The sequence below is a fragment of the Sinisalibacter lacisalsi genome (genome assembly GCF_014640115.1).
GTDB lineage: Bacteria > Pseudomonadota > Alphaproteobacteria > Rhodobacterales > Rhodobacteraceae > Sinisalibacter > Sinisalibacter lacisalsi.
Genome location: NZ_BMGI01000003.1, coordinates 319,664 through 332,306, shown reverse-complemented (window position 1 = coordinate 332,306; position 12,643 = coordinate 319,664). Strand labels below are relative to the sequence as shown.

The following is a 12,643-nucleotide window of genomic DNA, read 5'->3' as shown; positions in this document are numbered from 1 at the left end:
GGGCGGTCGAGTTCCAGGTTCCGGTTCCAGTTCAGCTTCCTTAAGCCGCGACGGAACCGGGCGCAATCAAAGGACCGCGGCAGCGGCAAGAAACAGCACAGGGATGAGTCCCGCGTCGCGGTTGGAGCGGAACAGGCGCAGGCAGGTGTCGGGGTCTTCGGTGTCAAGCACGCGCAACTGCCACGCCATGTGCCAGCCCATGAACCACGCGCCGCCGAGCGCCACGGTGAGCGCCAGCACCGAGCGGTCTGGCGTGAAGGCGAGCACGATGGCGAGCGTCATCAGCAGCACGGTAGCAATCAGGAAGCCGCGCAGCCAAGGCGCGGTGGCGTCGCCGAACAGCCGGGCGGTGGATTTCACCCCGATCAGCGCGTCGTCTTCCTTGTCCTGGTGGGCATAGATCGTGTCGTAGAACAGCGTCCAGCCGATCCCGGCGAGATAGAGCGCCACCGCGGGCCAGCCGAGCGCACCGGTGTGGGCGGTATAGGCCAGCAGCGCGCCCCAGTTGAAGGCGAGGCCGAGAAACACCTGCGGCCACCAGGTGAACCGCTTGGCGAACGGGTAGATCGCCACCGGCGCGAGCGAGATGAAGCCGAGCAGGATCGCGTTCGGGTGGAAGGTGAGCAGGATCAGGAAGGCGACGAGCGATTGCCCCGCGAGCCAGCCCAGCGCCTGTTTCACGCTCACCTGCCCGGAGGGAATCGGGCGCGACCGGGTGCGCGCCACGGCGGCGTCGATGTCGCGGTCGGTGATATCGTTCCAGGTGCAGCCCGCGCCGCGCATGAGCCAGGCGCCGATCGCCACGCCAAGGGCGATCCAGGCGTCCTGCCAGCCGACCTGCCCGGTTTCGCCGATGCCCAGCAGCAGCCCCCACCAGCAGGGCAGAAGCAATAGCCACGTGCCTATCGGCCGGTCGGCGCGCGACAGCCGCAGGTAGGGGCGGCTCCAGGCCGGCGCGTGCCGGTCGACCCAGTTGCCGCGCACGGCGTCGGCAACCTGCCCCGCCGCCTCTGGCTTCTTCCCCGCACCCGCCATATCGTGCTCCCCATGATGCACCGTGAGAAAATCCGCCTCTTTGTAGACGCCCCCTTGGGGGCGGGGCAATCCGTCGATCTGACGCGCGACCAGGCCCATTACCTTTTCGCGGTGATGCGTCTCGGCCCCGGCGCGCGCGTGGCGCTGTTCAACGGCCAGGCCGGCGAGTGGACGGCGGAAGTGGCCGTGGCGGGCAAGCGCGGCGGGCGGCTCGCGGTGCTCGGCCAGAGCGCGCCGCAGCTCGACCCGCCCGACCTCTGGCTGATCTTCGCGCCGATCAAGAAGGCGCGCACAGATTTCATCGTCGAAAAGGCCGCCGAGATGGGCGCCGCGCGCATCCTGCCGGTGCAGACCGCGTTCACCAACGCCGAGCGGATCCGGCAGGACCGGTTGCAGGCCCACGCGGTGGAGGCCGCCGAGCAATGCGGCGGCACCTTCGTGCCACCTGTGGACGCGTTGCAAAGACTCGACAAGCTGCTCGATGCCTGGCCCGAGGATCGCCAGATCATGTTCGCCGACGAGGCGCTTTCCGGCGCGCGCGAAAGCCTCGGCGCCGCGACGGGCGGCAAATGGGCGATCCTGATCGGCCCCGAGGGCGGCTTTTCCGACGCCGAGCGAACCCGTTTGCACGCCATGCCAAGGGCCCACCCGGTGAGCCTCGGGCCGCGCATCCTGCGCGCCGATACTGCCGCCGTCGCAGCCCTGACCCTGTGGCAATCGACCTTGGGAGACTGGTGATGCTGCGCCCCGCGAAGGCCGGAGACGAAGCGGCGATCGAGGCATTCCTTGCGGGCTATCCCGACACGTCGATGTTCCTGCGCGCGAATTTGCGCGAGCATGGTCTGTTTGACCACGGCGCACCGCACGCCACCACCTTCTGGATTGCCGGGCAAGGAGGGGTCAGCGCGGTCTTCGGCCTCAGCAATGCGGGCTTCGCCATGAGCCAGGCCCGGGGCGCCGATGCGGCCCTGTGGCACACCTTCGCCGAGGCGGCGGCGGGGCGGATGCTCGCCGGAATCGTCGGCGAGGTGACCGAGGTCGCCCTGATGAAACGCGCGCTCGGCCTGCACAGCGCCGCCTTCAGCCTCGACGACCCCGAACCGCTCTACCGGCTCGATCTTGCCCGGCTCACACCGCCATCCGGGCCGGGCATACTCCGCAAGCCGACGCAGGACGACCGCGCGCTGCTCGAAGAGTGGTTTCGCGGCTATCTCGACGAACTTCGCATGGCGGCGCCGGAACGGATCGCGATGGAGGCGCGCGAGCGCGCCGCGCGCGCCATTGCCGGGGGCGAAACCCGTATTCTCGAAGTGGATGGCACGCCACGCGCGATGAGCGCGATCAACGCCCGCCTGCCCGACATGGTGCAGATCGGCGGGGTCTTCACGCCGCCCGCCGATCGCGGGCAGGGGCTGGCCCGCCGCGTCGTCGCCCTCCACCTCGCCGAAGAGCGGCCGAACGGCGTCACCACCGCGATCCTCTTCGCCTCCGGCCTCGCGGCCTCGCGCGCCTACGAAGCCATCGGCTTTGCCCGCGTCGGCACCTATGCGCTCGCGATCCTGAAAACCCCCGTCACCATAGGAGCGCAGCCATGACCTTCATCCGCCCCGAACTGCGCCACGAATTGCACCGCTGGCGCGAGGTCATCGCGGCCAGCGCCGTTCTGGCACTGGCGCTTTGGTGGGCGCTCACCGGCCTGGGGCTGATCCGCTGGATCGGCTGGGCGCTGGTGGTCGGCGGCGCGGCGCTGCTCTGGACCGGGATTCAGCGCGCGCGATTCCACGGCGGCCACGGCGGCCTCGGCGTGGTCGAGGTGGATGAACGGCAGATCGCCTACCTTGCACCGGTGGGCGGCGGCATCGCTTCGCTCGACCTGCTCACCGAGGTCAGCCTCGGGCCCGACCGCGCCGGCCTGCCGGTCTGGCGCTTCCGCTCGGGCGGCGAGACACTGATCATTCCCGCTTCCGCAGAGGGCACGGCCAAGCTGTTCGACGCGCTCACCGCCCTGCCCGGCGTCGACATCGAAGCAGCGATCCGCGCCAGCCGCTCCCGCCCCACGCACAGCGTCGTGATCTGGGCTAAGCCCCCGGCGCGCCTGCATTGACACCGCCCGCGCCTTGGCCCACCAAGCAGACCACGCGAAAACGAACAGCCCGGAGGCCCCCCATGTCCATTCCCCAAACCGGCGGCGGCCCGATCGAAAACGTCGACCAGCTCGCAGAATACCTCGCGTCGGGCTGCAAGCCGATCGAGGAATGGCGGATCGGCACCGAGCACGAGAAGTTCGGCTACGACAAGGCCACGCTGATGCCCCTGCCCTACGAGGGGCCGACCTCGATCAAGGCGATGCTGGAGGGCCTGCGAGACACCTACGGCTGGAACCCGATCCACGAGGGCGAGCACATCATCGGGCTGGAAATGCGGGGCGCCAACATCTCGCTGGAGCCGGGCGGCCAGCTCGAATTGTCCGGCGCGCCGCTGGCGACGATTCACCAGACCTGTGACGAGGTGAACGAGCACCTGCGCGAGGTGCAGCACGTCGCCAACCAGATCGGTGCCGGTTTCATCGGCCTCGGCGCCGCCCCGATCTGGACGCATGAGCAGATGCCGATGATGCCCAAGGGCCGCTACCGGCTGATGACCGACTACATGGACAAGGTCGGCACACTCGGCAAACAGATGATGTATCGCACCTGCACGGTGCAGGTGAACCTCGATTTCGCCTCCGAGGCCGACATGGTAAAGAAGTTTCGCGTCGGCCTCGCGCTGCAGCCGATCGCCACCGCGCTCTTCGCCAATTCGCCGTTCCTGGAGGGCAAGCCGAACGGCCACAAATCGTGGCGGTCGCGGATCTGGCGCGATCTCGATCCGGCGCGCACCGGCATGCTGCCCTTCGTCTTCGAAGAAGGCATGGGCTTCCAGCGTTACGTCGACTACGCGCTCGATGTGCCGATGTATTTCGTCTACCGCGACGGGCAATACGTCGACGCGCGCGGCCAGTCGTTCCGCGATTTTCTCAACGGCAAGCTGCCCGCCCTGCCCGGCCAGATCCCCACCCTGTCGGACTGGGCCGATCACCTCACCACGATCTTCCCCGAGGTGCGGATCAAGAAATTCATGGAAATGCGTGGCGCCGACGGCGGACCGTGGCGCCGCATCTGCGCCCTGCCCGCGTTCTGGGTCGGCCTGCTCTACGACGACCTGGCGCTCGACGCCGCCTGGGATCTCGTCAAGGGCTGGGATGCCGAGACCCGGGAGGAACTTCGCGTGGCGGCCTCGGTCGACGGGCTGCAGGGCCAGGTCGGCAAGCTGCACATTCACCAACTTGCCGAAACCGTGCTCGACATCTCGCGCGGCGGCCTGCGCCGTCGCGCGCGCCCCGGCTTCAGCGGCATGGTGCCCGACGAGCGCCACTTCCTGACCGCTCTGGAAGACACCGTGGAAGACGGGATGACCCCGGCCGACGAACTGCTGGCCAAGTACCACGGCGAATGGGGCGGCGATCTCAGCCGGATCTACGACGAATACAGCTACTGACGCGGAGGCGCCTCGCCTCGCCCGGCGGCCGGAGGCTGCCCTCCGGCCGGACCTGGTGGCCTCAATCCCGCGGCACGTTCGGAACCGATGAGGCCGTCAGCCCCGCGCCTCCACCATAATCATCGCCGCCCCCGAGCGGATCGGGGCCGAAGCGGTTGGCGCCACGGGTGCCCTCGGTGGCGAACCAGACGATCAGGATGATGATGCCCACCACCGGGATCAGGCCGAGCCAATACCACCAGCCCGACTTGTCGCGGTCATGCAACCGGCGCACCGCCACCGATACCATCGGCAGAAAGGTCGCCAGCGCGAAGATACCCGACAGGATCGGCGTTTCGGTCGAGGCCTCGAAACCGTATTCGGTCGTCGTCGTGGTACCGAACACAACAGAGTCGACGATCGACAAGGCGATCTGACCGCCGAAAACGAAAAGCGCAAACCACCAGAATTCGGATCGCGCCGCCCGCCCCGAAAAAGTGACATACTTGGAAAAACACGTTCTAACGGACTCGGAGAATGTCATGAGCCGCCCTCCCCTCTTGAATACGGAGCGATTCTGCGCTGCTTTGCCTGCGAAATCAACTCGGACGGTGCCGCGCCGCCTGACTATTTGCGGCCAATCCTCGGTTCCTCGCCACGCAGGAGCCGACCGATATTCGGTCGATGCCGTGCGAAGATCAGCGCGCCGAGAAGCAGCGCGAGTAGGAAGGTGTCGCCGTGCCCCACCGCGATCGCCCAGACCGGCGTGAGCGCCGCGGCCGCGAGCCCCGCGAGCGACGAAATGCGAAACACCGCCGCGATGACGAGCCAGGTGGCGGCCGCCGCGAGCCCGGCCGGCCAGGCCACGGCGAGCATCGTGCCGAGCCATGTCGCCACACCCTTGCCGCCGCGAAAGCCTATGTAGACCGGGTAGAGATGGCCGAGATAGGCCGCGAGCCCGGCCACCTGCGCCGCGTCATCCCCGAGCAGCGCGCGCGCCACCAGCACCGCGAAGGCGCCCTTGCCGACGTCGCCGACCAGCGTCAGAAGCGCCGCGAGCTTGTGGCCGGTGCGCAGAACGTTGGTCGCACCGATATTGCCCGAGCCGATCTCGCGAATATCGCCCAGGCCGAACAGCTTCGCCCAGACAAGGCCGAAGGGCACCGACCCGAGCAGGTAGCCGAGCACGGCGGTGAGGGCGAGGAACGGAGCGGAGGTGATGATCTCGGGCATGCCCTTCTATCCCCCGATCGCCCTTCCCGGACAAGATCAAATCCAACGCCGCGGCGCATCCGTGCCAACCCGGCCGAAGTCCGCACCGCAGCAAAGGGGGGCTGTCTGCCCCCCTCGCCCTTCGGGCTCACCCCCCGAAGGTATTTGACGACCCAAGAAGCAACGAGCCGTTAACCTTAACGCGCCCTTGTCGCTTTTCGAACCGCCGCGCCGGCCCGACTTCGGGGCTTCCCGGTTCTTCTTGGGTCCGAAAATACCTCACGGGGGTCCGAGGGTGTGAAACCCCCGGTCCGACGCCGGCCAAAGGGGGCGTCAGCCAAAGACCCGTTCGCCACCCACCCAGGTGCCCAGCACCCGGCCCTGCAGACGCGCGCCGTCGAACGGCGTGTTCTTGGATTTGGAGCGCAGCGCGAAACGGTCGAGCACGAAGGGCACGTCGGGGTCGAACAGAACGAGATCGGCGGGCGCGCCTTCGGCGAGGGTGCCGCCGGGCAGGCCGAAGCGCCGGGCCGGGTTCAGAGATAGGGCGCGCCACAGAACCGGGAGCGCGAGAGCGCCGGCGTGCACGAGGCGCATCGCGGCGGGCAGGAGCGTTTCCAGCGCCACCGCCCCCGAGGCCGCCTCCTCGTAGGGCAGCCGCTTGCTCTCCTCGTCCTGCGGCGTGTGCATCGACGAGATCACGTCGACGAGACCGGTGGCCACCGCTTCAACCATCGCCACCCGATCCTCTTCCGCTCGAAGCGGCGGCTTGAGCTTGAAAAAGGTGCGGTAATCGCCGACGTCGAACTCGTTCAGCGTGAGATGGTGAATATTGACCCCGGCGGTGACATCGAGCCCCGCCGCCTTGGCGCGCTCCAGAACCGGCAGGCTGGCGGCGGCGGAGAGGTTGTCGGCGTGGTAGCGCGCCCCGGTCATCTCCACCAGCGCCATGTCGCGCTCCAACCCCATGCGCTCGGCCATCGGCGACACCGCCGGAAGACCGCGCAGCGAGGCGAACTTGCCCGAGGTGACGGCGGCGCCCCGGGTCAGCACCGGTTCCTGCGGGTGCGCAATCACCAGCGCGCCGAGGCTGCGGGCGTAGACCAGCGCGCGGGAGAATACCTTGGCGTCGGTCACCACGTTGTCGCAATCGGTGAAGGCCACCGCGCCCGCGTCGAGCAGGAACCCGACCTCGACCATCTCGCGGCCCTCGCGGCCCTTGGTCAGCGCGGCCATGGAGTGCACCCGCACCGGCGAAACCTCGCGGGCGCGGCGGGTGACGAAGGCCAGCGTTTCAGGCGTATCGATCGTGGGCGTGGTGTCGGGCCGGGTGACCATGGTCGTCACGCCGCCGGCCGCGGCCGCCTCGCCCGCCGTGCGGAAGCTTTCCTTGTGCCGCTCGCCCGGCTCGCCGATCTTGACGCCGATATCCACGATCCCCGGGGCCAGGCACTTGCCGTCGCAGTCCACCACCGCGCCGCGCGGCGCGAGATTCCGCCCGACGATCGTGCCGGCCTCGACGGTCAGGCTCCCGGTCGTTTCGGTGCCGGTCTCGGGGTCGATCAGGCGGGCATTGATGAAGGTGGTGGTGGTCATGGCATTCCCTCGATCCGCGCCAACAGGGTGTCGCGCGCCATCTCCGCGTCGTCAAGCCGTTCGAAGGCGAGCCGCGCCTGCGGGCCTTCGACGAGGAGCGTATCGCCCCGCGTCTGCACGGTCACGCCGGGCGCGAGGCGCACCTCGGCGCGGTAGGGCCCGGCGAGCACGAGCGCGCGCCGGTCGGTGATGGCATAGGCGGTGCGGGCATCGCGCGCGCGGGCGCGGCGTCGGTCGAGCAGGGTGAAGCGCAGCCCGAGGTAGGTGCAGAAGGCGGCCGTCGACACCAGGAGGTAGACCACGAGGCGCCACTGCGGCACATGGCCCCAGTAGATTTCCAGCCACCCCGCGAAAACGGTGAGCAGGAGAGCCGCGACGTAGAGCGCCGCGCCGAGGAGGTTGGCGCGGGCTGGTGCCCGCCGGCCCGGCTTCGGGTAGCCCTGCCAGACCAGCGCCTCGCCTGGTTCGAGCGCCGCGCCCGGATCGGGGCGCCCGCTCATGCCCGGGCCGCCGCGTCGGCCTGAATCCCGCGGATCAGGCCGTGCACCTTTTCCGCCTCGGCGATCCGCTCGAAGCCGATATCGACCATGCGCACCCGGCCCTTGCTGCCACGTCTCTCCTCTCGGAAAAACGTCACCGAGCCGGGGGCGCCCGCCTTGAGCACGAGCGGCGTTCCGGCGCCTATCGGGTAGCTCTCGAGCCGCTTGCCCTTTACCGGCAGATCGGTGGCGATGAAGGCCCGCCGGTCGGTGAGCGTGTACCAGGTGCGGCGACGGCGGAGCGTGGGCCAGACGAGCGCGCCGAACACCATCGCGGCCCCGACCGAAAAGTGAATGAGGCCGAACATCCAGAACACCCCGCCGGCCTGCGCCGCCATGAGCATCCAGAACAGCGCGAATCCTGCGAAAGCCAAACCGAACAGGGCAAGTGGCAGCGTGACAAGCGCAACGTGAAACCCGTGGTCGGGCCGCCCCTGCCACAGGATGCGCTCGTTCTCATCGAGGATACCGCGCCAGCCTTCGGGCTGGGCCGGGGCTTCGGTTACGGAGGCTGGCCGGTCGGTCATGGCGCGCTGCTTGCTGGGGGGCGGAACGCCCAAGGTATAGGCGGGCGGACCGTCCGGGGCAACGTGCTAGCCCTTGCCCATGATCGTCGCGGCCACTTGCCCGGGGTCGGCCTGGTACTTGATCATGTATTTCTCGCCCTTGCGGGTGACCACTTGGGCGGCGGAGAAGATCGTGCGCACCTTGTCGATCTCGGAGCGCGGGATACCGATGCCGGCGGGGGTGATGAGGCGGCGGTCGGTGAGTTGCCAGGTCATGCCGATCTGCTCTGACGCGACGTAGAAACCGCGGATCGCGATTGCGAACACCGCGCCCACCACGCCCGTCCAGGCATGGGCATTGCCCATCGCCATCAGCACCAGCACGGCGCCGACCGAGCCGATCGCGGCGAGCATCACGTGCTCCTTTATGTAGGTTTCGCGGCTGCCGGTGAAGCTTGCGACGAGGGCCTCGCCATCGGCCAGCGCGGGGATCGGATCGGGCATGGGCATTTCCTGTCGGGTCAGACGAAGGCGAGGATGACGAACACAAGGGCGAGGAGTCCCGCGAGCGCAAGAAGGAGCGCGCGGCGGTAGTCGAGCGCCGGGCCGGGGGGTGGCGTGATATGGCCCGTGGTGCTGGCCGACGGCATGGCCGGCGTCACTGGCGAGAGGCGCCGGGGCGCGCTGTAACGACCGAAGAAGTTCGCCGGCCGGCTCGGGGCGAACCGCCCCGGACGCTCCCGGAGCGCCCCCGACAACACCACCGCCACTGTGCCGCGCAGCGCGTCGAGCCTGTCTGCGTCGGCTTCGACCTCGGCCTCGTCCATGCCGTGGGCATCGGCGAGGTAACGGCGCAATCCGCCCGGGCCGAGATCGGCCGCCTCGAACACCTGAACATGGGCGGGATCGAGCGGCCCCGCGCCCAGTGCCGCCTCGAGCGGCCAGTCGCGCGGCGGCTGACCGATGCGCGGCGGCTCCCAGTCGGCGATCTCGGCGGACGGCACGAAGAGCGTGAACAGCCAGATCTCGCGCAGGCCGGTATCGGGGCCGAATTCAAGGGGATCATCGCTCATACCATCACCTCTTTTGGTCCGGCCAGTTCGCGCAGGTTGCGCGCGAGCAGGTCCATCGCCGCCATGCGCACGGCAACCCCCATCTCCACCTGTTCCTGGATCACCGAGCGGTTGATGTCATCGGCGATCACCCCGTCGATCTCGACGCCCCGGTTCATCGGGCCGGGGTGCATCACGATCGCGTCGTCCTTCGCATAGGAGAGCTTTTCCGCGTCGAGCCCGAAGCGGTGATAGTACTCGCGTTCCGACGGGATGAAGCCGCCGTCCATCCGTTCCTTCTGGAGCCGCAGCATCATCACCACGTCGGCCCCCTCCAGCCCGGCGCGCATGTCGTCGTAGACCTCGACGCCGAATTCCTCGATTTTCGCGGGCATCAGCGTTGGCGGACCGATCAGGCGCACCCGGTTTTCCATCTTGCCGAGCAGGATCAGGTTCGACCGCGCCACCCGGCTGTGCGCGATATCGCCGCAGATGGCGATGGTCAGCCGGTGCAAACGGCCCTTCTTGCGCCGAATCGTCAGCGCATCGAGCAGCGCCTGGGTCGGGTGCTCGTGCTTGCCGTCGCCGGCGTTCAGCACCGCCGCGTTGACCTTCTCGGCCAACAGGTTGACCGCGCCCGAGTTGGGGTGGCGCATGACGATCAGGTCGGGGTGCATGGCGTTGAGCGTAAGCGCGGTGTCGATCAGGGTTTCGCCCTTTTTGATCGACGAGGCCTGCATCGCCATGTTCATCACGTCGGCCCCGAGCCGTTTGCCGGCGATCTCGAAGCTCGCCTGGGTGCGGGTCGAGGCCTCGAAGAACATGTTGATCTGGGTGAGCCCCTTGAGAACCTTGGAGCGTTTCACCGGCTGGCGGTTGAGATCGACGTATTTTTCCGCGAGATCGAGGATGGTGGTGATCTCCTCCGGGCGGAGAGGTTCGATCCCGAGCAGGTGACGGTGGCGGAAGGTCATGGGCGCGGCTCCCTGTTTGCGCCCGGTTTAGCCTTCACGGCGCGTCCGGGCAAGGCGGCGAGGCCGGGGGTTTCACACCCCCGGACCCCCGTGAGGTATTTGAGCCAGGATGAAAGGGCATTCGGCGCGCCGCCACGGCTTGCCGCTTCCCCGGCACGGCCCTAGCTTGGAGCCATGGAATCGGCACTGGACTGGCATCAGGCAAGGGCGCTGCTCGAATGGTATGTCGAGCTTGGCGCGGTGGACGCGGTGGGCGATGCCCCCGTGAACCGCTGCGATCTGGCCCAGGTCGCGCCGAAGCCCGCGCGGCGCGCCGCCGAGCCTGCGCCTGCGCAGGCGGCCCCGCCGGGCGAGGCCCCGAGTATCGATCACGCCGCCGAGGCGCGGCGACTGGCCGCGGCGGCGGGCGATCTTGGCGCGCTGGCGGAAGCGATGCGCGATTTCGACGGTCTCGAGCTGAAGAAGGGCGCGCGGAATTTCGTCCTGGCCGACGGCAACCCCGCGGCGCGGCTGATGATCGTGGGCGAGGCTCCCGGCGCGGACGAAGACCGGGTTGGGCGCCCATTCGTGGGGCGCGCGGGGCAACTGCTGGACCGGATGCTCGCCGCCATCGGGCTCGACCGCGACAGCCCCGACCCGGCACGGGCGGTTTACATCACCAACGTTCTGCCCTGGCGCCCCCCCGGAAACCGCACGCCCACGCCGGCGGAAATGGCGATGATGGTGCCCTTCCTCGAACGTCACATCGCGCTGGCCGACCCGGAGGTGCTCGTGCTGATGGGCAACACCCCCTGCGGTGCGCTTCTCGCACGCACCGGAATTCTGCGGCTTCGCGGGCAATGGACGCAGGCGCTCGGCAAGCCGGTGATGCCGATGACTCATCCGGCCTACCTGTTGCGCAACCCCGCCGCCAAGCGCGAGGCCTGGGCCGATCTGCTCGAGATCCGCGCCCGGCTGGAGGGTGGCGCATGAGGATTCTCGCCTTCTCCGATCTGCACATGGCGCGCGCCCGCGCCGCCGATCTCGTGGCGGCCTCGCGCGAGGCCGATCTCGTCATCGGCGCGGGTGATTTCGGCAACATGCGCCGCGGCGTCGGCGCGGCGATGGCGATGCTCGCCGGGATCGAGGCACCGCTCGTGATGGTGCCCGGCAACAACGAGAGCGAAGAAGAGTTGCGCGCCGCCGCGCCCGAGGGCGCGCATGTGCTGCACGGCGCGGGCATCGGGATCGGCGGATTGCGCATCTTCGGCCTCGGCGGCGGCGTGCCGGTCACCCCCTTCGGCCCCTGGAGCTGGGACCTGACCGAGGACGAGGCCGCGGCATTGCTGGCGGGCTCGGAGGGCGCCGACATCATCGTCAGCCACTCGCCCCCCAAGGGCATCGCCGACCGCACCTCGAGCGGGCTTTCGGTTGGTTCCACCGCCGTGCGCGACGCGGTCGACCGGGTGCAGCCCCGGCTCCTGCTGTGCGGCCATATCCATGATTGCTGGGGCGAGGAGGCAAGGCGCGGCGCGACCCGCATCGTCAACCTCGGCCCCACCGTCAACTGGTTCGAACTCGAAGGAACGCCACAATGAACACCATCACCGACGCCGAAAGCCGCGAATTCATCCCGGTGCGTGTGGCCGTGATCACCGTGTCCGACACGCGCACGCCCGAGGATGACCGATCGGGCGATACACTGGTCGCGCGGATCGAGGCCGCGGGCCACATTCTCGCCGACCGCGACATCGTGAAGGACGATCGCGGCGTGATCGCCGACAGGCTGCGCGCCTGGTCGCTCGACCCCGAGATCGACGTGGTGATCTCGACCGGCGGCACCGGCCTTACCGGGCGCGACGTCAGCGTGGAGGCGCATCGCGATGTCTACGAGAAGGAAATCGAGGCTTTCGCCACGCTGTTCACCACGATCTCCTACCAGAAGATCGGGACCAGCGCGGTGCAGAGCCGGGCCACCGGCGGCGTGGCCAACGGCACCTACCTGTTCGCGCTGCCCGGCTCCACCGGCGCCTGCAAAGACGCCTGGGACGAAATCCTCGCGCCGCAGCTGGATTATCGCCACCCGCCTTGCAACTTCGTCGAGATTTTTCCGCGGCTCGACGAACACAAGCGACGGAAATAAACCGGTCGGGCGTTCCAAACCGTAGAGTATATGTCAAGTTTGCCCGCTGGCGCGACGCCAGGATTGTTGCGGGCGCCAATTCTGGAGTGAC

The 12,643-nt window shown here is 68.7% G+C and carries 16 protein-coding genes; 7 read left to right on the top strand and 9 right to left on the bottom strand.

The annotated features are described in order from the left end of the window. Positions 1-66: 66 nt before the first annotated feature. Positions 67-1,035 carry a 4-hydroxybenzoate octaprenyltransferase gene (ubiA, locus tag IEW01_RS11030; protein WP_229738209.1) on the bottom strand — a complete coding sequence of 323 codons (969 nt, stop codon included), beginning with the start codon at positions 1,033-1,035 and terminating at the stop codon, positions 67-69. Between the two features lie 15 nt (positions 1,036-1,050). Between ubiA and IEW01_RS11025 the strand changes: the two genes are divergently transcribed. From IEW01_RS11025 to IEW01_RS11010, 4 genes are all read left to right on the top strand, one after another. Continuing rightward, a complete protein-coding gene (locus IEW01_RS11025) occupies positions 1,051-1,773 on the top strand; it encodes a 16S rRNA (uracil(1498)-N(3))-methyltransferase (RefSeq protein ID WP_188527683.1) in 723 nt (240 codons plus the stop codon). Beyond that, complete coding sequence (locus IEW01_RS11020; RefSeq protein WP_188527682.1) at positions 1,773-2,630, top strand: GNAT family N-acetyltransferase; 858 nt, start codon at positions 1,773-1,775, stop codon at positions 2,628-2,630. The genes IEW01_RS11025 and IEW01_RS11020 overlap by 1 nt, the downstream gene beginning before the upstream one ends. After that, positions 2,627-3,139 (top strand): hypothetical protein, encoded by a 513-nt coding sequence (locus IEW01_RS11015; protein WP_188527681.1) that lies wholly within the window; start codon positions 2,627-2,629, stop codon positions 3,137-3,139. Before IEW01_RS11020 ends, IEW01_RS11015 begins: the two co-directional genes overlap by 4 nt. Positions 3,140-3,201: 62 nt before the next feature. Beyond that, on the top strand, positions 3,202-4,572 hold the full coding sequence (locus tag IEW01_RS11010; protein WP_188527680.1) for a glutamate--cysteine ligase: 1,371 nt from the start codon (positions 3,202-3,204) through the stop codon (positions 4,570-4,572). Between the two features lie 61 nt (positions 4,573-4,633). Here IEW01_RS11010 and IEW01_RS11005 read toward each other — a convergent pair whose 3' ends face one another. The 8 genes from IEW01_RS11005 to IEW01_RS10970 form a co-directional block, all read right to left on the bottom strand. Next, positions 4,634-5,095 carry a DUF805 domain-containing protein gene (locus tag IEW01_RS11005; RefSeq protein WP_188527679.1) on the bottom strand — a complete coding sequence of 154 codons (462 nt, stop codon included), beginning with the start codon at positions 5,093-5,095 and terminating at the stop codon, positions 4,634-4,636. A gap of 83 nt (positions 5,096-5,178) precedes the next feature. Further along, a complete protein-coding gene (gene plsY, locus IEW01_RS11000) occupies positions 5,179-5,784 on the bottom strand; it encodes a glycerol-3-phosphate 1-O-acyltransferase PlsY (RefSeq protein ID WP_188527678.1) in 606 nt (201 codons plus the stop codon). A 312-nt stretch (positions 5,785-6,096) separates the two neighbouring features. Continuing rightward, entirely contained in the window at positions 6,097-7,359 is a 1,263-nt protein-coding gene (gene pyrC / locus IEW01_RS10995; RefSeq protein ID WP_188527677.1) for a dihydroorotase, read from the bottom strand. Continuing rightward, positions 7,356-7,859 (bottom strand): hypothetical protein, encoded by a 504-nt coding sequence (locus tag IEW01_RS10990; RefSeq protein WP_188527676.1) that lies wholly within the window; start codon positions 7,857-7,859, stop codon positions 7,356-7,358. The genes pyrC and IEW01_RS10990 overlap by 4 nt, the downstream gene beginning before the upstream one ends. Beyond that, on the bottom strand, positions 7,856-8,425 hold the full coding sequence (locus tag IEW01_RS10985) for an aspartate carbamoyltransferase catalytic subunit (RefSeq protein WP_188527675.1): 570 nt from the start codon (positions 8,423-8,425) through the stop codon (positions 7,856-7,858). Before IEW01_RS10985 ends, IEW01_RS10990 begins: the two co-directional genes overlap by 4 nt. A gap of 66 nt (positions 8,426-8,491) precedes the next feature. Beyond that, positions 8,492-8,908, bottom strand: coding sequence for a hypothetical protein (locus IEW01_RS10980; RefSeq protein WP_229738207.1), 417 nt, complete (start codon positions 8,906-8,908; stop codon positions 8,492-8,494). 17 nt (positions 8,909-8,925) lie between these two features. Continuing rightward, complete coding sequence (locus IEW01_RS17850) at positions 8,926-9,477, bottom strand: hypothetical protein (RefSeq protein ID WP_188527674.1); 552 nt, start codon at positions 9,475-9,477, stop codon at positions 8,926-8,928. After that, a complete protein-coding gene (locus IEW01_RS10970; protein ID WP_188527673.1) occupies positions 9,474-10,430 on the bottom strand; it encodes an aspartate carbamoyltransferase catalytic subunit in 957 nt (318 codons plus the stop codon). Before IEW01_RS10970 ends, IEW01_RS17850 begins: the two co-directional genes overlap by 4 nt. Positions 10,431-10,604: 174 nt before the next feature. On the opposite strand from IEW01_RS10970, the gene IEW01_RS10965 reads away from it, so the two are divergent. From IEW01_RS10965 to moaB, 3 genes are read left to right on the top strand one after another with little or no spacing between them, the layout of a single operon-like run. Next, a complete protein-coding gene (locus tag IEW01_RS10965; protein WP_188527672.1) occupies positions 10,605-11,402 on the top strand; it encodes a uracil-DNA glycosylase in 798 nt (265 codons plus the stop codon). Next, entirely contained in the window at positions 11,399-12,007 is a 609-nt protein-coding gene (locus IEW01_RS10960) for a metallophosphoesterase family protein (RefSeq protein WP_188527671.1), read from the top strand. Before IEW01_RS10965 ends, IEW01_RS10960 begins: the two co-directional genes overlap by 4 nt. Continuing rightward, positions 12,004-12,552, top strand: a complete 549-nt coding sequence (gene moaB / locus IEW01_RS10955; RefSeq protein WP_188527670.1) for a molybdenum cofactor biosynthesis protein B — start codon at positions 12,004-12,006, stop codon at positions 12,550-12,552. The genes IEW01_RS10960 and moaB overlap by 4 nt, the downstream gene beginning before the upstream one ends. The last annotated feature ends 91 nt before the right edge of the window (positions 12,553-12,643 follow it).

Coding starts and splice junctions, on each gene's coding strand:
- moaB (WP_188527670.1), top strand. CDS start 12,004: ATGAACACCATCACCGACGCCGAAAGCCGCGAATTCATCCCGGTGCGT.
- IEW01_RS11005 (WP_188527679.1), bottom strand. CDS start 5,095: ATGACATTCTCCGAGTCCGTTAGAACGTGTTTTTCCAAGTATGTCACT.
- IEW01_RS11025 (WP_188527683.1), top strand. CDS start 1,051: ATGCACCGTGAGAAAATCCGCCTCTTTGTAGACGCCCCCTTGGGGGCG.
- ubiA (WP_229738209.1), bottom strand. CDS start 1,035: ATGGCGGGTGCGGGGAAGAAGCCAGAGGCGGCGGGGCAGGTTGCCGAC.
- plsY (WP_188527678.1), bottom strand. CDS start 5,784: ATGCCCGAGATCATCACCTCCGCTCCGTTCCTCGCCCTCACCGCCGTG.
- IEW01_RS10990 (WP_188527676.1), bottom strand. CDS start 7,859: ATGAGCGGGCGCCCCGATCCGGGCGCGGCGCTCGAACCAGGCGAGGCG.
- IEW01_RS11020 (WP_188527682.1), top strand. CDS start 1,773: ATGCTGCGCCCCGCGAAGGCCGGAGACGAAGCGGCGATCGAGGCATTC.
- IEW01_RS10980 (WP_229738207.1), bottom strand. CDS start 8,908: ATGCCCGATCCGATCCCCGCGCTGGCCGATGGCGAGGCCCTCGTCGCA.
- IEW01_RS10960 (WP_188527671.1), top strand. CDS start 11,399: ATGAGGATTCTCGCCTTCTCCGATCTGCACATGGCGCGCGCCCGCGCC.
- IEW01_RS10985 (WP_188527675.1), bottom strand. CDS start 8,425: ATGACCGACCGGCCAGCCTCCGTAACCGAAGCCCCGGCCCAGCCCGAA.
- IEW01_RS11015 (WP_188527681.1), top strand. CDS start 2,627: ATGACCTTCATCCGCCCCGAACTGCGCCACGAATTGCACCGCTGGCGC.
- IEW01_RS11010 (WP_188527680.1), top strand. CDS start 3,202: ATGTCCATTCCCCAAACCGGCGGCGGCCCGATCGAAAACGTCGACCAG.
- IEW01_RS10965 (WP_188527672.1), top strand. CDS start 10,605: ATGGAATCGGCACTGGACTGGCATCAGGCAAGGGCGCTGCTCGAATGG.
- IEW01_RS17850 (WP_188527674.1), bottom strand. CDS start 9,477: ATGAGCGATGATCCCCTTGAATTCGGCCCCGATACCGGCCTGCGCGAG.
- IEW01_RS10970 (WP_188527673.1), bottom strand. CDS start 10,430: ATGACCTTCCGCCACCGTCACCTGCTCGGGATCGAACCTCTCCGCCCG.
- pyrC (WP_188527677.1), bottom strand. CDS start 7,359: ATGACCACCACCACCTTCATCAATGCCCGCCTGATCGACCCCGAGACC.